Source organism: Allobosea sp. ASV33, from assembly GCF_016428755.1.
GTDB lineage: Bacteria > Pseudomonadota > Alphaproteobacteria > Rhizobiales > Beijerinckiaceae > Allobosea.
This window is the reverse complement of the sequence record NZ_JAELTI010000101.1, coordinates 1-19,031: the sequence shown is the minus strand read 5'-3', so window position 1 is coordinate 19,031 and position 19,031 is coordinate 1. Positions and strand designations below refer to the sequence as shown.

General features: G+C 66.3%; 20 protein-coding genes. 13 read left to right on the top strand and 7 right to left on the bottom strand.

The window, feature by feature from the left end:
- Together JHD80_RS22590 and JHD80_RS22585 are read right to left on the bottom strand one after the other, a co-directional pair.
- The coding region (locus JHD80_RS22590; protein ID WP_199092033.1) for an enoyl-CoA hydratase/isomerase family protein at positions 1 to 408 on the bottom strand (408 nt) is incomplete at its 3' end.
- A 94-nt stretch (positions 409 to 502) separates the two neighbouring features.
- Positions 503 to 1,057 carry a hypothetical protein gene (locus tag JHD80_RS22585; protein WP_349237328.1) on the bottom strand — a complete coding sequence of 185 codons (555 nt, stop codon included), beginning with the start codon at positions 1,055 to 1,057 and terminating at the stop codon, positions 503 to 505.
- 105 nt (positions 1,058 to 1,162) lie between these two features.
- On the opposite strand from JHD80_RS22585, the gene hemB reads away from it, so the two are divergent.
- The 3 genes from hemB (at position 1,163) to JHD80_RS22570 (ending at position 5,017) form a co-directional block, all read left to right on the top strand.
- Positions 1,163 to 2,212, top strand: coding sequence for a porphobilinogen synthase (hemB, locus tag JHD80_RS22580; protein ID WP_199092031.1), 1,050 nt, complete (start codon positions 1,163 to 1,165; stop codon positions 2,210 to 2,212).
- Positions 2,213 to 2,391: 179 nt separating this feature from the next.
- Positions 2,392 to 3,732, top strand: coding sequence for a branched-chain amino acid ABC transporter permease (locus JHD80_RS22575; RefSeq protein ID WP_199092029.1), 1,341 nt, complete (start codon positions 2,392 to 2,394; stop codon positions 3,730 to 3,732).
- A gap of 40 nt (positions 3,733 to 3,772) precedes the next feature.
- On the top strand, positions 3,773 to 5,017 hold the full coding sequence (locus tag JHD80_RS22570) for a threonine ammonia-lyase (protein ID WP_199092027.1): 1,245 nt from the start codon (positions 3,773 to 3,775) through the stop codon (positions 5,015 to 5,017).
- 54 nt (positions 5,018 to 5,071) lie between these two features.
- On the opposite strand, the gene JHD80_RS22565 is transcribed toward JHD80_RS22570, so the two are convergent.
- Positions 5,072 to 6,049 (bottom strand): hypothetical protein, encoded by a 978-nt coding sequence (locus JHD80_RS22565; protein ID WP_199092024.1) that lies wholly within the window; start codon positions 6,047 to 6,049, stop codon positions 5,072 to 5,074.
- Positions 6,050 to 6,241: 192 nt separating this feature from the next.
- Here JHD80_RS22565 and JHD80_RS22560 point away from each other — a divergent pair, with 192 nt between their 5' ends.
- From JHD80_RS22560 to JHD80_RS22520, 9 genes are all read left to right on the top strand, one after another.
- A complete protein-coding gene (locus JHD80_RS22560; RefSeq protein ID WP_199092022.1) occupies positions 6,242 to 6,715 on the top strand; it encodes an RDD family protein in 474 nt (157 codons plus the stop codon).
- A gap of 115 nt (positions 6,716 to 6,830) precedes the next feature.
- Positions 6,831 to 7,595 carry an arginyltransferase gene (locus JHD80_RS22555; protein ID WP_199092020.1) on the top strand — a complete coding sequence of 255 codons (765 nt, stop codon included), beginning with the start codon at positions 6,831 to 6,833 and terminating at the stop codon, positions 7,593 to 7,595.
- 111 nt (positions 7,596 to 7,706) lie between these two features.
- Positions 7,707 to 8,354 carry an RraA family protein gene (locus tag JHD80_RS22550; protein ID WP_199092018.1) on the top strand — a complete coding sequence of 216 codons (648 nt, stop codon included), beginning with the start codon at positions 7,707 to 7,709 and terminating at the stop codon, positions 8,352 to 8,354.
- Positions 8,355 to 8,384: 30 nt separating this feature from the next.
- Positions 8,385 to 8,699: a UxaA family hydrolase gene (locus JHD80_RS22545; protein ID WP_199092016.1), complete on the top strand. Its 315-nt coding sequence runs from the start codon at positions 8,385 to 8,387 to the stop codon at positions 8,697 to 8,699.
- Entirely contained in the window at positions 8,696 to 9,892 is a 1,197-nt protein-coding gene (locus JHD80_RS22540) for a UxaA family hydrolase (protein ID WP_248311728.1), read from the top strand. Before JHD80_RS22545 ends, JHD80_RS22540 begins: the two co-directional genes overlap by 4 nt.
- Positions 9,893 to 9,990: 98 nt before the next feature.
- Positions 9,991 to 10,341: a hypothetical protein gene (locus JHD80_RS22535; protein ID WP_199092014.1), complete on the top strand. Its 351-nt coding sequence runs from the start codon at positions 9,991 to 9,993 to the stop codon at positions 10,339 to 10,341.
- A 36-nt stretch (positions 10,342 to 10,377) separates the two neighbouring features.
- A complete protein-coding gene (locus tag JHD80_RS22530; protein WP_199092012.1) occupies positions 10,378 to 11,739 on the top strand; it encodes a PepSY-associated TM helix domain-containing protein in 1,362 nt (453 codons plus the stop codon).
- A 156-nt stretch (positions 11,740 to 11,895) separates the two neighbouring features.
- Positions 11,896 to 12,918, top strand: coding sequence for a DUF2336 domain-containing protein (locus JHD80_RS22525; protein WP_199092010.1), 1,023 nt, complete (start codon positions 11,896 to 11,898; stop codon positions 12,916 to 12,918).
- A 93-nt stretch (positions 12,919 to 13,011) separates the two neighbouring features.
- Positions 13,012 to 13,611, top strand: coding sequence for an outer membrane protein (locus JHD80_RS22520; protein WP_199092008.1), 600 nt, complete (start codon positions 13,012 to 13,014; stop codon positions 13,609 to 13,611).
- A 156-nt stretch (positions 13,612 to 13,767) separates the two neighbouring features.
- Here the strand turns inward: JHD80_RS22520 and parC are convergent, their stop codons facing one another.
- From parC to JHD80_RS22505, 3 genes are all read right to left on the bottom strand, one after another.
- The gene (parC, locus tag JHD80_RS22515; RefSeq protein WP_199092006.1) at positions 13,768 to 16,014 is read right to left on the bottom strand and encodes a DNA topoisomerase IV subunit A; all 2,247 of its coding nucleotides are present in this window, start codon (positions 16,012 to 16,014) and stop codon (positions 13,768 to 13,770) included.
- Between the two features lie 122 nt (positions 16,015 to 16,136).
- Positions 16,137 to 16,898 carry a DNA repair protein RecO gene (gene recO, locus JHD80_RS22510; protein WP_199092004.1) on the bottom strand — a complete coding sequence of 254 codons (762 nt, stop codon included), beginning with the start codon at positions 16,896 to 16,898 and terminating at the stop codon, positions 16,137 to 16,139.
- 169 nt (positions 16,899 to 17,067) lie between these two features.
- Positions 17,068 to 17,451: a tautomerase family protein gene (locus JHD80_RS22505; RefSeq protein ID WP_199092002.1), complete on the bottom strand. Its 384-nt coding sequence runs from the start codon at positions 17,449 to 17,451 to the stop codon at positions 17,068 to 17,070.
- A 112-nt stretch (positions 17,452 to 17,563) separates the two neighbouring features.
- Between JHD80_RS22505 and JHD80_RS22500 the strand changes: the two genes are divergently transcribed.
- On the top strand, positions 17,564 to 18,403 hold the full coding sequence (locus JHD80_RS22500; RefSeq protein WP_199092000.1) for a LysR family transcriptional regulator: 840 nt from the start codon (positions 17,564 to 17,566) through the stop codon (positions 18,401 to 18,403).
- 116 nt (positions 18,404 to 18,519) lie between these two features.
- On the opposite strand, the gene JHD80_RS22495 is transcribed toward JHD80_RS22500, so the two are convergent.
- Positions 18,520 to 19,031 (bottom strand): RelA/SpoT AH/RIS domain-containing protein (locus JHD80_RS22495; RefSeq protein WP_199091998.1); only part of this gene is annotated, 512 nt, incomplete at its 5' end.

Sequence of the window (19,031 nt, the reverse complement as noted above, 5' to 3'; positions counted from 1 at the left end):
GGCGAAGAGATAGCGGTCGCCGGCGATGCGGTGGCTGCCATGCAGGGAGATGCCGACGCCGCCACCCATGACGATGCCGTCGATCAGCGCGACATAGGGCTTGGGATAGGTCTTGATGCGGTGATTGAGGATGTATTCCTCGCCCCAGAAGGCAAGCATCTCGTCGTGGCGGCCGGCCTTGCCGCAATCATGCAGCCAGCGGATGTCGCCGCCCGCCGAAAAGGCCTTCTCGCTTGTGCTGACGACGACGACGCGCGTGACCTGCGGGTCGTTCTCCCAGGCGTCCAGTGCACGGGCAAGCTCGCGGACCATGCCGAGGCTCAACGCGTTGAGCGCCTTCGGCCGGTTGAGCACCACGACGCCGGCAGCGCCGCGAATCTCGCAGATGATCTCGCGATCCTGAGTCATGGTCCAGTCCGGCCTCCGTGGGCAGCGGTTCTGGAAGGCGAGGCATGGCTTGTCAACGCGGGGGGCGTGTGGGTGTGGAGATCGGCTTGGGTTGTTATCTGCCGTTTCGATCCATCGAAGGTTCATCAGGAACGCCGGGTTCAAACGAGATGGACACGCGCTTGGCACGGATTACACCGTCGAGGCCGAAGCAGGGCTCAAGCTCGATCTCAATATCTTCAGGCGACTGCGGCAGCGCATAATAGCTAGATCGGCCGCGATCTGTCGCACGCTGCAATTTCAGGCCGAAGATAACGTTCTGGTGGCTGAAGCCGTCCAGTTGCAGGTCCATGATCTCTTCTAGAGCGAAGGTTACGACAGCGTCTTTATCAAGAACGATGTAGCCATTCTCATCCACGTGCTCTGTTCCCACCCAGCCGTGAACCCGAAGAAAGCTCTTCCCGGACCGACGCAGGTCGAGGCCAATGATCTCTGCATCATGGAAACTCGGGACCCGCCCGAACCAACGGAGCAGATCTGGTCCGCCGGGAACTTCATCGTAGATGTGCGGGATTTGGTCGCCGATCATTCCGGCATGAAAGGGCCATTGCGCTATATCTGCAAGGGGCCGAAAGCGCCCCCGCAGCAACGCCCACGCAATTGCGACCATGCGCCCTGTTTTGGAATCGTTCCGATGTGATAAAGAAGCCTTCGGCCGGTTTCGCCCGCATGACGAAAGCCGCGCCTGTGCAGTTCACCGCTTGAGGCAGTTGCCATGGAATCCCCGGTCGTGCGGCCTTTCCCGACCCCGAAATCCCGCCATGACGAGGCGCCGTCTCTCGGCCTGACGCGCCGCATGCGCCGCAACCGCAAGGCGGATTGGTCGCGCCGGCTGGTGCGGGAATCGCGGCTTACGACCGACGACCTGATCTGGCCGATCTTCCTGATGGATTCGCACGAGGCCAGTTCGCCGGTCGAATGGATGCCCGGCGTCGACCGGCTCAATATCGACGAGGCCGTGCGCCGGGCGGCGGAAGCCGCCGCGCTCGGCATCCCCGCGATCGCGCCCTTCCCCTATGTGGACAAGGCCCTGCGCGATCCGACCGGTTCCGAGGCGCTCAACACTGGCAACCTGATGTGCCGCGCCGTGCGCGCGATCAAGCGCGAGGTGCCGGGGATCGGCATCATCTGCGACGCGGCGCTCGACCCCTACACCTCGCATGGCCATGACGGCGTGATGGAGGGCGAGCGCGTCCTCAACGACGCGAGCGTCCAGATTCTCGTCGGGCAGGCGCTGGCGCTTGCCGATGCCGGGGCCGACGTGATCGCCCCCTCCGACATGATGGACGGGCGCGTCGGCGCGATCCGGGCGGCGCTCGACCGCGATGGCCATGAAGACGTGCAGATCATGGCCTATGCGGCGAAATACGCCTCGGCCTTCTACGGCCCGTTCCGCGACGCGATCGGCACCAATGCCACGCTCGTCGGCGACAAGCGCACCTATCAGATGGATCCGGCCAATTCCGACGAGGCGATCGCGGAAGTGATGCTCGATCTTGAAGAGGGCGCCGACATGGTCATGATCAAGCCCGGCCTGCCCTATCTCGACGTGGTGGCGCGGGTGAAGGACCATTTCCGTGTGCCGACCTTCGCCTATCAGGTCTCCGGCGAGTACGCGATGATCATGGCGGCGGCGAATAACGGCTGGCTCGACGGCGACAAGGCGATGCTGGAGAGCCTGCTGGCGTTCAAGCGCGCGGGCGCCGATGGCGTGCTCACCTATTTCGCGCCGCGCGTGGCGAAGAAGCTGAAGGCCGGCGCGTAGGCAAACCAAGGGTGTCATCCGCACGCGCTGCGGCACGTCAGTGCTGCTGCGCAGATGCGGGACTATTTGCAGGAAAAGGCGCCTTCTCGTCGCGCGGTCCCTGTCTGCTGCGCACCGCTATGCGCTGCACCGCGCACGGGATGACACCGTGGGCCGTGGCGCGCTACCGTCGTGCTCGCATGCGCCCGTTCCTCCTGTCGATTCTGGTCGTCGTCACGCTCGCCCTCACGGGCTGCGGCGCCGATTTCGACACCGACCAGACCCGGCTCTGCCGGCAGGCGATCCCGCCGCTCAACCCGCCGAACGCTCATATCGAGATCGAGCGCACCACCAAGGGACCGGTGGCGCGGACGCTGAGGCTGCTCTACCGGGTCCAGCTCGGCGACGGGTTGTCGCGCCATCGCAGCATCGACTGCCTGTTCGCCGGCGAGGGCAGCGGGCCCAGCCGCGGCGCGCTGATCGGCATCGCCTCGGACGGGCGGCCGATGGGCGATGCGAGCTTCTACCTGCTGCGCCGCTTCTATCTGGAGGACCGCGCCTCGCCGCCGCCCGATCCGGCCGACCCCTCGGCCGAGACCCTGCCGGCGATTCCGGCCGGCCTCGCCTACGGATTGCAGCAGGGCCTGAGCGCGCTGCCCTCGGCCGCGATCTACGGCATGCTCGCGGCGGCCTATGCCCTCGTCTACGGCCTGACCGGGCGGATCATCCTGAGCTTCGGCGAATTCGCGGCGCTGGGCGCGCTGGCTTCCGTCGTCGGCGTGGCGCTGCTGCTCTCGCTTTCGGTTTCAACACCCATCTCGGGCCTTGTCGTCGCCTTCGTCGTCGCGATCGCGGTCTGCGCCCTGCACGGCTTCGCGATGGGCCGCTTCGTGCTGCGCCATCTCGAACGCGCGACCGGCCAGCAGATGCTGATCGCCACGATCGGGCTCGCCATCGCGATGTCGGAATATCTCCGGTTGGCGCAGGGGCCGGAATTGCGCTGGCTGCCGCCCTTCTTCAACGCGCCGGTCGCATTGGCCCATGCCGGCGATTTCGTGGTCACGCTGAATCCGCTTGCGCTGGCCCTCGCCATGATCGGGCTTGCTGCGACGCTCGGCGTCGTCCTGCTGATCCGCCGCACGGCCTATGGCCGCGCCTGGCGGGCGGTCTCGGACGATGCGAAGACCGCCGCGCTGTTCGGCGTCGATGCCCGCGCCGTCCATGACGTCGCCGTCATCATCGCCTGCGCCTGCTGCGGCGTCGCCGGCGTCATCGTCACCGCGATCTATGGCGGCATGGGCTTCGCGGGCGGTTTCTCGCTCGGCCTGAAGGCGCTGGTCGCGGCGATCCTCGGCGGCATCGGCTCGGTCAGCGGGGCTGCGCTGGGCGGCCTCTTCATCGCGATCTTCGAGACCGTCTGGTCGGCGACGCTGCCGATCGAGCAGCGCGACCTCGCGGTCTATTCGTTGCTGGCCATCGTGCTGATCTGGCGCCCCGGCGGCTTTTTCGGCGACGGCGAATTGACGCCGCGGCGCGTGTGATGCCCTCTCCTTCGCCTGCCGACGGAATCGAGACCCGAGCATGAGCGAGAGCTTCGCGATCACCCCCGAGGATATCGACGCCGCGGCCGGGCGGATCGCTGGGCATGTGCTGCGCACGCCGCTGGTGCCGGCGCCGCGCCTGTCCGAACTGACGGGCGCAACCGTGCTGGTGAAGCACGAGAACATGCAGGCGACCGCGTCGTTCAAGGAGCGCGGCGCGGTCAACAAGCTGCTGACGCTCAGCGAGGTCGAACGCGCGCGCGGCGTCGTCGCGATGTCGGCCGGCAACCATGCCCAGGCTGTCGCCTATCACGCCAAGCGCTTCGCCATCCCGGCGACGATCGTGATGCCGGAAACGACCCCGCTGGTGAAGGTCGAGAATACCCGCGCCCATGGCGCACGCGTCGTGCTGCATGGCGAGACGCTTTCGGAAGCGAGCCAGAGGGCGCATGAACTCGCCGGCGTCGAAAAACTGACCTTCGTCCACCCCTATGACGACGCTGCCGTGATGGCCGGGCAAGGCACGCTCGCGCGCGAGATGCTGGCCGAGGCCCCCGATCTCGACATGCTGATCATTCCGCTCGGCGGCGGCGGGTTGATGGCCGGCAACGCCGTCGCGGCCAAGGCGATCAAGCCGGGCATCGAATTGATCGGCGTCGAAGCCGCGCTGTACCCCTCCTTCTTCAACGCCGTGCACCAGCAGGACAGGCCGATCGGCGGGCCGACGCTGGCCGAGGGAATCGCGGTCAAGACCGTCGGCCAATTGACGCTGCCGGTGATCTTGGCCCTCGTCAGCGACATCGTGCTCGTCGGCGAGGACCTGATCGAGCGCGCCGTCAACGCCTATGCCAGCCTCCAGCACAGCCTCGCGGAAGGTGCGGGCGCGACCGGCCTCGCCGCGATGCTGAAGGAGCCGGAGCGCTATGCCGGCCGCAAGGTCGGGCTCGTGCTCAGCGGCGGCAATATCGATACGCGCCTGCTCGCCGCGATCATGGTGCGCGAGCTGGAGCGCGACGACCGCATCGTCGCCTTCCGCCTCACCACCAGCGACCGGCCGGGCCTGCTCGGCCGGATCGCGAGCCTGCTCGGCGAGGAAGGCGCCAATATCCTCGAGGTCAGCCATGGCCGGCTCTTCCTCGACGTGCCCGCCAAGGGCGTCACGCTCGACGTCACCGTGGAGACGCGCGGGGCGGCGCATTCGCGCGCCATCGAGGACGCGCTCGCCAAGAATGGCTTCGCGCCGCGACGGATTCTGCCGCGCGGTCTTGCGGAACCGGCCCGCTGACCGGGCGATTGCCATACCGGCACCCTGAAGACATCCGCGGTCGCGTACTCCAGCCTATCTGGACTCTTCGGCCGCCTTCAATATCCGCTCTTCATAAGCAACGATGAACGGCTTGCTTCCCCGGCTGAGGCGGTCGCGCTCAGCCGGATCAGCGTAATTCGGGTGCCAGTAGCCGAGATTGTGCAGTATTTCGTGGGCAATCTTAGATGCCCAGAAGGCCGGGTCCTTCTGCCGCAGGCTATCCTGCGTCATCCGATCACGATTCAATCGAATATATAAAAACCCCTGCGACCCCAAGCGCTTCAGATGAAACTCCGACGCACGGTAGGCATCATAGATTCCACCGCCCCACCAGACATTTCCCGAATAAGATGAAATAATGAGCAACGGCAATTCGGGAGGCGTGAGCTTCATCACGGACGTCATCTCGGCGATGAAGCCATCCGCGCTTTCGGGCTTCACGATGCTTTGCAGCCGATTCCGGTAGAGCGGGTTGACCTTGCCCTCCACCATCCGCTCCGGCCAGGGCTCCGGGCGATCAGAAGACTCGGCCAGCGCGGTCTCAACGACCTCTCGACGCACCGCCAGATTTACAAAGATTTCGGCGGCTTTCGTCAAAACAGGCTGCATCTCGCTCGAAAATTCGGGATCGAGATGCAGAGCGATCGCAAAACCTCCTGCTCGAAGCAACGGAGCTGATCTGACTAGGTCCCGACGGGCGATCTGGCTATGGATCAATCGACGCGCCTCATCCTCCTTCTTATCCGCCAACGTTTGATTGTCTGCTTTCCGGGCCTCGGACGCTTCTTTCAGTACCGAGAAAATCTCGCGCCTCTCATCGTCCCCGATCAGATCCTTGTAGCGCTCGTCATCTGCCCAAAGCCAATCTGGAAGGCGAAAAGGATAGCGCTCTTCTCCCTTCGACGAGGTCATTGAAATCAGAGCGAGAGAGAATCCGATAAAAGCTCGTTGGCCAACGCGCATAAGCACCCCTCGATCCACCGATACTTGAATTTTCTCTTGCGGCATCATTCAGTCAACGTTTTTTCTAGAGGCAAGAACGGAATGACGATCCGACCTCCCGTCCTGAAGCCTCCAAGCGCGGAGCCCGCCCGGCGCCCGCTCCTCAAGTGATGCGTCGGATGATCCTTGAAAATCGACGACGACGCCAAACATTATCTCCCGGCGCCAGTTTCCGCGCGCCGATGGAGGATCGAAGTCCCGATGAGCGATACCCGTTATGGCCAGCCGCCGATCACGGCACTGGAGCCGCGTCCCTACCAGAACGTCAGCGGCGTTCTCGGCGGGCGGCTGTTCGCCTGGCTCGTCGACATCGTCGTGCTGTTCTTTTTGGGCTGGCTGGTCGTGTTCCTGCTGGGCGTGCTCGGCGTCGTCACCTTCGGCGCGACCTGGCTGCTGATCCCGATCGCGACGGTCGCGACCGCGCTGGGCTATGCCGCGCTGACGATCGGTGGGCGCAAGCAGTCGACCTGGGGCATGCGCGTCGCCGGCCTGAAGGTCGAGACCGCGACCGGCGGGCGGCCCGAAGGGCTGGCTGCCGCGGTGCATGCGCTGCTGTTCTATGTCGCGGCGGGCACTTTCCTGCTGTGGCTCGTCGATGTTGCCTGCGGGTTCGCCCGCGAGGACCGGCGCATGGGCCACGACCTGCTGACGGGGCTGGTGGTCGTTCGCGCCTGACCGGTCGGGCCAGGTCGAAAACCCGCTCATCCCCCTCTGATCGGCCGCGCCGTGCTTGTTGCCGGTGCGGCCGATGTTACATTGAGAGTCGGAAGCTTCCGGGGAGCCAGCCGACGTGACGCGCCCATTGCGGGATGCCCCGCAATTCTACCTGACCTCGCCGACCGCGTGCCCCTATCTGCCAGGGCGCGAGGAGCGGAAGGTGTTCACGCATCTCGTGGGTTCGCGGGCGCGCGAGCTCAACGACGTGCTCTCGCAAGGCGGCTTCCGGCGCTCGCAAAGCATCGCCTACCGGCCGGCTTGTGAAGTTTGCCGCGCCTGCGTCTCGGTCCGTGTCTGCGTCGACGATTTCCGGATGTCGCGGGGCTTCCGGCGCGTGCTCGCGCGCAACAGCGACCTGATCGGCGAGGCCCTGCCGCCGCGGCCGCGTTCCGAGCATTATTCCCTGTTCCGCTCCTATCTCGACGAACGCCACCCGGATGGCGGCATGGCGACGATGTCGGCGCTCGATTTCGCCATGATGGTCGAGGACACCCATGTCGAGACCAGCCTCATCGAGTATCGCCGCCGCGGCCCGGATTCCGGCTTCACCGGGCGGGGCGAAGGCGATCTCTTCGCGATGGCGCTGACCGATACGCTCAAGGACGGGCTCTCCATGGTCTATTCGGTCTACGATCCCGGCCTGGAATTGCGCTCGCTCGGCACCTTCATGGTGCTCGACCATGTCGCGCGGGCGCGGCGCCTCGGCCTGCCTTACGTCTATCTCGGCTACTGGGTCGATGGTTCGCCGAAGATGGCCTACAAGGCGCGTTTCCTGCCGCAGGAGCGCCTGACGCCGCAGGGCTGGGACCGCGTGGAGCGGAACGTTTCAACCGATTGAAACGCATCAGCGACGCGCAGAAAATGCGCTTGCCGCACATCGTTCCTCCCGACACTCTGGCGGCAACGGCCCGCAGCCTATGCGCGCGACAGGGACCGAAGCGGAGGAACGATGAGCCAGGAACTGACCGACAGGCTGGAGCGCTGCTACACCGGCATCATCCACGATACGATGCGGGCGATGGGCCTGACGGATTTCGTCCTGCCGCCGGAACTGCGCCCGCTCCTGCCCGGCCAGAAGCTGGCAGGGCCAGCCTTCACCGTCGAGGGCAAGACCGGTGAATTCGACGCGCATGAAACGCTGCTGGGCTGGACCGGCCTGCTTTCGGCCGCCAAGCCCGGCCATGTCTGGGTCTGCCAGCCGAACACCAACGAGATCGCGCTGATGGGCGAGCTCTCGGCCGAGACCCTGAAGAACAAGGGCGTGCGCGGCTGCGTCATCGACGGGCTCTCGCGCGACACCGAGTTCATGGTCGAGATGGGCTTCCAGGCCTATTTCAAGGCCTATACGCCGCGCGACATCGTCGGCGCCTGGCTGCCCAAGGCGGTCGACGAGCCCATCAAGATCGGCGAGGTCTGGATCCGGCCCGGCGACTATATCCTGGCCGATCGCGACGGCGTCGTCCGCATCCCCGCCGAGATCATCGAGGAGGTTTTGGAGAAGTCCGAGACCTCGATCACCGCCGAGAACAAGGTCCGCACCGCGATCCTCGCCGGCACCGATCCGCAGAAGGCCTATCTCCAGTACGGCAAGTTCTGACGCGATCCCTCCATCGAAGGGCGGCTCCTCATGACCCACGATCCGCGCCTCATCCTGCTCGATCCGCGCGACAATGTCCTCGTCGCGCGGGTTCGGCTCAAAGCCGGCGAGACGATCGAGACCGGCGCCGGCCCAGCCACGCTGGACCGCGACATCGCGCTCGCCCACAAGGTCGCGCGGCGCGCCATCGCCGCCGGCGAGAAGATCCTGAAATACGGCGCGCCGATCGGCGTCGCGACCGAGGCGATCGCACCCGCCGCGCATGTCCATGTCCACAATATGCGCAGCGACTACACGCCGACCTATCATCTCGAAGACGAACGCAAGGCGGGAGCCTCGGCATGAGCACGATGCGCGGCTATCTCCGGTCCGACGGGCGCAAGGGCATTCGCAACACCGTCGCGGTCGCCTATCTCGTCGAATGCGCCCACCATGTCGCTGTTGAGATCGCCCTGCCCTGGCGCGAGGAAGGCGTCCACGCCATCGGCTTTCCCGGCTGCTATCCCAACCCCTATGCCGAGCGGATGATGGAGCAGCTCTGCACCCATCCGAATGTAGGGGCGGTGCTCTTGGTCTCGCTCGGCTGCGAGAGCTTCAACAAATACGCGCTGGAGCGGGCGGTGCGCGCCTCCGGCCGGCCGGTGAAGACGATCATCATCCAGGGCACCGGCGGCACCCGCGCCTCGATCCGCGAGGGCCGCGCCTGGGTGGAGGAACAGCGCAAACTGCTCGATGCGGAGGAGACGGTACCGATGGCCGTCTCCGAACTCGTGGTCGGCACGGTCTGCGGCGGCTCGGATGGCACCTCCGGCATCACCGGAAACCCTGCGGCGGGACGCGCCTTCGACCAGCTCATCGCGGAAGGCGCCGCCTGCATCTTCGAGGAGACCGGCGAATTGATCGGCTGCGAGCACATCATGGCGGCGCGCGCGATCACGTCAGAGCTCGGCATCGAGCTGGAGAAATCCGTGGCCAAGGCGGCGCGCTATTATGCGACTCTGGGCTATGGCTCCTTCGCCGCCGGCAATGCCGAGGGCGGACTTTCGACCATCGAGGAAAAATCGATGGGCGCGTATGCCAAGTCCGGGGCATCGCCGATCTCCGGCCTGATCAAGCCCGGCGACGTGCCGCCGCATGGCGGGCTCTACCTGCTGGATGTGGTGCCGGATGGCGAGGTCCGCTTCGGTTTCCCCAATATCAACGACAATGCCGAGATCGCTGAATTGATCGCCTGCGGCGCGCATTGCGTGCTGTTCGTGACGGGGCGCGGCTCGGTCGTGGGCTCGGCGATCTCGCCCGTGGTGAAGATCTGTGCCAATCCCGAGACCTATCGCCGGATGTCCGAGGACATGGATGTCGATGCCGGGCGTATCCTCGAAGGCCGCGCCGGGCTCGACGAGGTCGGCACCGAGATCCGTGACCTCGTCGTCTCGCTGGGCCAAGGCGGCCGCACCAAATCGGAAGAGCTCGGCCATCAGGAATTCATCCTGACCTATAAGAGCTTCGAGCCGCTCGGCCCGGCCTGCCTGCCGGCGTAAGTCAGGGCGCGTCACGAAGCCGCTTCCGCCAGTCGAGCGGATTGGGTAAGCGTCGTTCCATGACAAGGGCGAGAGGACAGATGAGTTGGCGGAGGAGCGTGATCACGCTCGTCGCCGTCTATGTCCTCGTCCTGCAGACGACGCTGATCGCACTTGCGGCCGGATTGTCGGCGCTGCCTTCGTCCGGCCTGGTCCACCCACTCTGCGCACCCGGCCAGACGGCACCGTTCGATCCGGCGCCAGACAGCGGCGGCGCGAAGTTGCCTGATTGCTGCGCGACGCTCTGCCTGTCGGCGGCCATCGCGCTGCCGCCGCCATCGCCGGCCACCATTTTCGTCGAACGCCAGCCGGTCCGCTCTTTCGCCCGCAACCTGCCGGCGGAACAGGTCTCGTCTCCGTCCGCACCGGGCTATCCGCTCGGCGCCCGCGCTCCGCCCGCCCTGGTCTGAAGCCTCTCCCTCTTCAGCTCAGACCAGGATTCTCCGATGACAATCGTTTCAACGGCAGCGGCCGCGCCCGAGCGCGCGGGCCGGCCAGCCGCATCCCTTTATCGCGCCGTCTGGCGCTGGCATTTCTACGCCGGGCTGATCACCCTGCCCTTCCTCATCCTGCTGGCCGTGACCGGCGGGCTCTACCTCTTCCGGGCCGAGATCGACGGCCTGATCCATCGCGACGTGAAACGGGTCGAGGCCCGCACGACCGGCGAGCGGCCGCCCAGCGAGATCGTGGCGCAGGCGCTCAAAGCCTTCCCCGGCCAGGCGGTGAAATTCATCCCGCCCGAAAGCGCGACCGCTTCCGCCGAGGTCACGGTCCGCGACGCGGCGGGAACGCGGATGGTGGTCTATGTCGATCCCTACGATGCCCGCGTGCTCGGCCAGATCCCGGACAAGGGCACGGTGATGTGGGTGATCCGGCAGGTCCACAGCCTCGCCTATTTCGGACCGATCGCGAATGGCACGATCGAGATCGCCGGCGGCTGGGCGATCCTGCTCGTGCTGACGGGGCTCTATCTGTGGTGGCCGCGCAAGCAGAGCGGCGGCGTGGTCACGGTCAGGGGCAAGCCGCGCCAGCGCGTGTTCTGGCGCGATCTCCATGCGGTGACGGGGCTCCTCGCAGGCGGCTTCATCCTGTTCCTGGCGATCACCGGAATGCCGTGGTCGGTGCTGTGGGGCAACAAAGTCAACCAATGGGCCAACGGCCATAATTTCGGCTACCCCGCCGGGGTTCGCGTCGCCGTGCCGATGTCGGACGAACACCTCGCCCATGCCGCGCCGACGACGTGGTCGCTCGAACAGGCGAAGCTGCCGGTTTCGCAGGCCGCGGGAAGCCCGTCGATCGGCCTCGATGCCGCCGTCGCGACCTTCGACCGGCTGGGCCTCACGCGGGGCTATGCGGTCAATCTCCCGAGCGGCCCGGGCGGCGTCTATACCGGCTCGGTCTACCCCAAGGACATGGCGCTCCAGCGCGTCATCCATCTCGACCAGTATAGCGGCAAGCCCCTGATCGACATGAGCTATGCCGATTACGGCCCGCTCGGCAAAGCGCTGGAATGGGGCATCAACGTCCATATGGGCCAGGAATTCGGGCTGGCGAACCAGCTCGTTATGCTCACCGCCTGCTTCGCCATCGTCCTGCTCTGCGTCTCGGCGCTGGTGATGTGGTGGAAGCGCCGCCCGCAAGGGTCGCTCGGCGTGCCGCCGCTGCCGGCGGAGAAGGCGACGCTTCGCGTCGTCGTCGCCCTGCTTGCCGTCGGCGGGCTCGTCTTCCCGCTGGTCGGAGCGTCGCTCATCGCCATGCTGATCATCGACGGCTTCTTGATAACGAAATTGCAACCTATGAGTGCATAAATTGCGAAGCCTGCCTCACCCGAGCAGCAGGCTTACCCACGGACCGGACAACGGGGCGTCACCGCCCCGTTGTCCAGAAAAGAACGCTGTCGCCTTAAGAGTAAATCAAGCCGTCCCTGCGCAAAGTGCCGCCATTGCTTTGCCGTGGGGGCCCTCATGCTGCGTAACCTGACCCGGATGCCGGCGGAGATGTCGTCGGATTCGCGCCGGCAGCTTCTGCACGCCGTCACGGACCTGTTCCTGCTCGACCATGAACCGACCGAGGCGGTGAAGGAGCATTACGGGGAGATCGCAGCCGGTTCGCTCGGCCATCTCGGCGACGAGGACCGCAAGGGCTATGCCGATCGCGTCGCCGCCATGCCGACCCTGCCGCATAACGTCGCGCTCACGCTCGGCGGCGACGGCAATGCCGAGGTCGCGCGGCTGGTGCTGTCGCTCTCGCCGGTCCTGACCGATACCGATCTTGCCGCCATCGCGGTCAGCCAGTCGCAGCAGCATCTCGTCGCCATCGCCGAGCGCGCGCGCCTGTCCGAAAGCGTCACCGACATCCTGGTCGAGCGCGGCGATCAGAAGGTGCTGCACACCGTCAGCGCCAATGAGGGTGCGGCCTTCTCGGATCGCGGTTTCGACCGGCTGCTCGAACGCGGCGAGCGCGATGCGGCGATCACCGACGCGCTGGCCCGTCGCTCCGATCTCGCGCCGAACCGGGCTCAGCGCGTACTGCGCATCGTCGAACAGTTCTCCGATGGCAGCAGCGCTGCGCCGGCCACGGAAGCGAGCGTCTCGCTCGCTCGTCAGGCTCGCCAGCAGCGCCTTGAGGTCAAGCTGCTGCTCTCCGACCTCGCAGCCAAGGTGCGCGAAGTCGACGATGTGCTCGTCATGCTGGCCGACGAGGATCGCGCCTACCACCTCTCGCAGGTGCTGTCGGAGATCGCCGGCATCTCGATCGAACAGGCGCTGCGCGTCCTGATGCAGCGCGATTCCAGCGGCATCGCGGTGGCATGCCGCTCGCTCGGCATCGGCTCCACCGCCTTCCGCGCCATCCTGCAATTGCGGGCGCGTCGCCTCTACTTCTCCTCGCGCGATGTCGACGACGATGTCGACGCCTACGAGAAGCTCGATCTCGCGACGGCGGAGCGGACGCTGCGCTTCCTCAAGCTCAGGACCAAGATCGCCTGAGCGGCGCCCGCACGCGACGCCACAAAACCGCGACATTCGCCCTGCTCCATGCTAGCTTCCGACGGGGCACGCTGTCGCGAGGACGCTTTCGACGTGAGACTTCCGCTTCTTTCCGCCGCGACGCTCGCCGCTTTCATGGGCACCGGGGCATCGGCGCAGGCACAGGCCTTCCTGCCCCTGTCCGGCTTCGCGCCGCTACCTTCCTTCGCCTGGGACAGCCCCAGCCTCTCGCCGAAATGGGAGGGGTCCTATGCCCGGATCTCCTCCGGCTTCCAGGTCACCAGCGGCAAGCATATGCGCACCAGCGCCGGCCCGACGATCGGGCTTGAAGCCGGCACGATGCGGCGCGAGGGCAATTTCGTCTACGGCATCGCCGGCGCGATCGACTATGCGCCTGCGGTCGGCGGTTACGGCTATCCGAGCTTCGGCAATGCCGCCTTCACGCGCGACCTCGCCGGCGCCTTCAGGGTCCAGGCCGGCGTGCTGGTGACGCCCGACGTCATGCTCTACACCTCCGCGGGGTTGAGCGCGGCCAACGAGACCTGGCGCTACGGCGCCACCAATTTCTCCACGCCCTTCAGCCGCAGCGATATCGCCGTGCGGCCCGAGGCGCGTGCGGGCGTGCTCTGGGCCGTCACCGACAAGCTCACGATCGGCCTCGAAGCCAGCGTCATAGGGCAGCAGATCCGCTGAGAGTTTGATTCAGGCCGCTGCGGGATCGATTCCGGTTTCGCCAGCAAGCCTTTGATCCGGCGTCATTCTCGGGCTTGCCCCGAGAATCTCCTGCCGAGAGGGCGCTGGTCAAGAGATGCTCGGGCCAAGCCCGAGCACGACGCGCGTGCCAGCCCCTTACCCCCCGAACGTGTTGCTCTTCGGGAAGCCCTTGGGCGGCAGGCGGCCGGCTTCGGCGCGGTGGCCGAGCCATTCCAGGAGATCGGCCTGCGTCACCGTCCAGGTCCGGCCGGAGGTGTCGAGCCAGGTCAGGCCGTCAGCGAGGTTGAAGGTCTTGGCGTCCGAGAGGCCGCCATCCTTGTAGCGCTGCAGGCGCACGCCCTTGCCGCGCCCCATCTCCGCGACTTCCGAGATCGGGAAGCAGAGCAGCTTGCGGTTCTCGCCGATGATCGCGACATGGTCGCCATCGGCCGGCACCGCCAGCACCGCGACATGCGTGCCATCGACATTGAGCACCTGCCGCCCTTTGCGGGTGTTGGCGACGACATCGTCGGCCGGCGCCACGAAGCCCCTGCCCTCGCTCGTCACCATCAGGAGCTTCGAGGCGGGCTTGTAGGGGAAGGCGGAGACGATCTCGGCCGTCTCCTCCAGCTCGATCATCAGGCGGATCGGATCGCCGAAACCGCGCCCGCCGGGGAGCTTGGATGCATCCAGCGTGAAGACCTTGCCGTTCGAGGCGAGCACGAGAACCTTCGCCGTGGTCTCGGTGAAGAAGGCCGTCTGGAGCGCGTCGTCGCCCTTGAAGGAGAAGCTCGACTTGTCCTGGACATGGCCCTTCAAGGCCCTGATCCAGCCCTTCTTCGAGATCACGACCGTGACCGGCTCGCGCTCGACCATGGCCTGGGTCAGGTCGATATCGGTCGTCTCGGGCATATCGGCGAAATCGGTGCGGCGCTTGCCGATCGCCGTTTCCGGGCCGAAGGTCTTCTTCACCTGGCGAATGTCCCAGGCGATCGTCTTCCACTGCGTCGCCTCGGAGGCGAGCAGGCCTTCGACCTGTTCCTTCTCCTTGGTGAGTTCGTCGAGCTCGGTCTTGAGCTGCATCTCCTCGAGCTTGCGCAGCGCCCGCAGGCGCGTGTCGAGGATCGCGTTGGCCTGGACCTCGCTCAGCTCGAAATAGCGCATCAGCTCGATCTTCGGCTCGTCCTCCTCGCGGATGATTTTGATCACCCGGTCGAGGTCGAGATAGACGATCAGCAGGCCGCGCAGGATTTCGAGGCGCTTGTCGATCTGGCCAAGGCGGAAGCGCGAACGCCGCTGCAAGACCTCGCGGCGATGGTCGAGCCAGGCGCGCAGCGCCTCGGCAAGGCCGAGCACGCGCGGTACCAGCCCGCCGGTCAGCACGTTCATGTTCATGGAAATGCGCGCTTCGAGCTCCGAGAGCCGGAACAGCGATTCCATCATCAGGTTGGGATCGACATTGCGGGCGCGCGGCTCGATGACGATGCGGATGTCCTCGGCCGATTCATCGCGCAGATCGGCGACCAGAGGCAGCTTCTTGTCGTTGAGGAGCTCGGCGATCTTCTCGATCAGCCGGCCCTTCGAGACCATGTAGGGGATCTCGGTGACCACCGCGAGCCAGGTGCCGCGGCCCTGGTCCTCGACATGCCAGCGCGCGCGGGTGCGGAAGGCGCCGCGCCCGGTGCGATAGGTCTCCGCCATCGAAGCGCGGGTCTCGACGATGATGCCGCCGGTCGGGAAATCCGGACCCGGCACGAAGGTCATGAGCTGTTCGGAGGAGGTCTCCGGGTGCTGGATCAGGTAGAGCGCGGCGTCGCAGAGCTCGGCCGCGTTGTGCGGCGGGATCGACGTCGCCATGCCGACCGCGATGCCCTGCGAGCCGTTGGCGAGCAGGTTCGGGAAGGCGGCCGGGAGCACGACCGGCTCCTCGTCCTCGCCGTTATAGGTCTCGCGAAAATCGACCGCGTCCTCGTCGATCCCGTCGAGGAGCAGGCGCGCGACCTCGGTCATGCGCGCTTCGGTATAGCGGTAGGCAGCGGCGTTATCGCCGTCGATATTGCCGAAATTGCCCTGTCCGTCGACGAGCGGATAGCGCTGGGCGAAATCCTGCGCGAGGCGCACCAGCGCGTCGTAGACCGACTGGTCGCCATGCGGATGGAACTTGCCGATGACGTCGCCGACGATGCGGGCGCATTTCTTGTGGACCTGGCCCGGATCGAGCCTGAGCAACCGCATGGCGTGCAGGATGCGGCGGTGGACCGGCTTCAGGCCGTCGCGCGCATCCGGCAGGGCGCGGTGCATGATGGTGGAGAGCGCATAGGCGAGATAGCGCTCTTCGAGCGCCGATTTCAGATCGATGCGCTCGGACTCGTCTTCCGGCGGCGGATCGACCGGTTTGCCCATGCTGCGTCAGCCCTCGTCTCGTCCAAAATTCGCGTGGTCTCTATGGCACAGCACGAATCAGCCCGCCAGAACAATGCAGGTACGAAGCCACCCGCGCAAACGCAGGGGCGGCCTTTTTGCGCTTAGGCGGTGGATGATTCGCCGGGCAGCGCATTCGCTGCGGCCCGTGTGGCCATTTCGACCAGTCGCGCCCGCTCCGGCGGCTCGCGCAGGCCGCGCGGATCGAGGATATGGCGGCGCAGGAAGAAGCCGGTCAGGGCGAAGCCCGAGAGGATATCCGCCGGGGACGGCCGACGCCCGCCCTGCCCTTCGACCAGGAAGGACGGCAGCTTCAGCAGGCGGTCGAGATAGGGTTGCGCAGCCGGTCGGCTGACGGCCTTGCCGGATTTGGGCGAGACATGGCTGAGATCGTCTGGCGAGCCGGTAACGGCGCATCGCGCGAGATCGAGCCCGAAGCCCAGCTCCGTCAGCATCGCCAGTTCGAAGCGGATGACGAGAGCCGGCGCCATCTCGGCCTCGTCGAGATGGGCGACGAGGACGGAAAGGCCCTCATAGAGGCCGGGATGGGGATCGCGCTCCGGCAGGAGACGCAGCAGGCCGGCGATCGTGCCGAGCCCGTAGAGCGCGACCGGCGCCGCGATCAGGCGGGCGGCATGGGAGGTGAGCAGCTCGACCTTGTATTCGCCGAGATGCTCGTCGAGCCGGGCGCGCCAGGTCAGCGAGACAGCGTTACCGGGCTGGAGCGAAGCCTGAGCCTTGGCCGAGCGTCCGCCCCGGACGAGGCCGAGATGGCGGCCGTGCTCACGCGTCATCGCCTCCAGGATCACGGCGCTTTCGCCATGAGCCTTGAGGCCGATGATCGTGCCCTCGTCAGTCCATTCCATGAGGAGAGGGTTTAGGGCGTGACGCGCGGCACCGCAATTTCACGCGCATCGTCGTCCCGGCCGGGGCGCCGGGATCCATCGGAAGGCTCAGCGCTCTACGATGGATCCCGGATCGGCGCTGCTCCGCAGCTTGTCCGGGATGACGGCGCGGTTGGTGACGACGGACGCGTCACGCGACGTATTGCGCGATGCCGCCGCCGAAGGACCAGTCCTCGCGCTTGACCTCGACGAGGTTGATGAAGATGTCGTCCGGTTTCAGGCCGGGCTCGCGGGCGAGGTTCTCGGCGATCGCAGCGTAGAGCTTCTTCTTCTGCGTGACGCCGCGGGTGTTGGCGACGGTAATCTGAATGATCACGAGGCCTGCGCTGCGATTGAAGCCGAAATAATTGGCGTCGAAGACGAACTCGTCGGCATCGTGCTGGTGGATGACGGCGAAGAGGTCCTTCTCCGGCACCTCGAAGGTCTCCCGCAGCGCCTTGTAGACGCCGTCGATGATGGCGGCCGGCTCGGAAGCCGGGCGGCCGCGGCGCATGGAAATCCTGATCAGGGGCATGGTCTGTCTCCGTATCGGGGCGCAACCGCGCCTGTTGGAGAACACCATAGGCCGTTTTTCATGATCTGAAAATTGCATCTATGATGATAACAATGATATGGTATTGTGATTTATGAGCACCTTGGACATCGACGCCGTCGCCTCTTTCCTGCGAGCGGCCGAGCTGAAAAGCTTTACCCGCGCCGCCGAAGCGCTCGGCACGACGCAATCGCTGGTCAGCACGCGGGTTAAGCGGCTCGAAGACGGGCTCGGCCGGCTGCTGCTGCAGCGTCATCCCCGGCTGGTGCGGCTGACGGCAGAGGGCGAGCGTTTCCTGCCGGCCGCGCGGGAGTTGCTGGCGGCGCATGGCAAGGCGCTTGCAGCCTTTGCGGTGACGCCGGAGCATATCGCGGTCGGCATCAGCGAGCAGGCGGTCGGCGCCGAGGTTCCGGCCGTGCTGGCGCGTCTCACCGCCCATGACCCCGGCATCGTCATCAATCTCAGGATCGAACCGTCACGGATGCTGGAAGAGGCGTTCGAGCGCGGCGAGCTCGACGTCGTGATCGTCCGCCGGCTGGCGGCGGGGCGGACCGGCGAGGTCCTGCGCGACGATGCGGTCGGCTGGTTCGCGGCGCCCGGCCTCGTGCGGCAGCCCGATGCGCCGGTGCCGTTGGTCAGCCTCGTCGCCGAATGCCGCCTCCGCCGACACAGCATGGATACGCTGGACCGCGCGGGGATCGCCTGGCGCGAGGCCTTCGTCGGCGGCGGGATGGCGGCGGTCGCGGCCGCAATTCAGGTCGGGCTCGGCGTCTCGCCATTGGCCGCGCGGATCGCGCCGGCAGGCACGATCGATATCGGACCCGCATGGGGCCTGCCCTCGCTCGGCGGGTCGCAGGTCGTGCTCAGGAGCAATGTCGCGACGCCGCGCGCGGGCGCTTTCGTACGGGAATTGGCGGCGGCGTTCCGGGGGTAGACCCAGGGCGTCATTATCGGGCGAAGCGGAGCTTCGACCCGAGAATCTCAGGACGAGAGCACACTGGTTTCCGAGATGCTCGGGTCAAGCCCGAGCATGACGGCGCCTGCAGCGCACTACCCCACCACCCGCTCCACCCGGCTGATCACCCGCTTCTCGCGGAGTTCGCTGATGATGGCCGAGAGATGCTTCAGGTCCCAGACCGTGAGGTCGATGGTGACGTCGGTGAAGTCCTGGTTCGGCCGGTTCATCGAGACGGAGTCGATATTGCCGTCATGCTCCGCGATCGTCGTGGTGATCTGGGCGAGCGAGCCGGGCTCGTTGATCGATTTCAGGGCGATGCGCGCGGGGAATCGCTGCGGCACCTTGTCGTCGAGGTCCCAGCGGACATCGAGCCAGCGATCGGGCTCGTTGTCGAAGGCGGCAAGCGCCGGCGACTGGATCGGGTAGATCGTCACCCCCTCGCCCGGCGTCAGGATGCCGACGATGCGATCGCCCGGCACGGCTCCGCCATGCGGCGCGAAGCGCACCGGCAGGTCGCCGCCGAGGCCGCGGATCGGGATCGCAGTGTCCGGCTCCTCGCCCGGCAGCTTGAACTTGAGGTTTTCGCCCTTGCGCAGTTCGAACC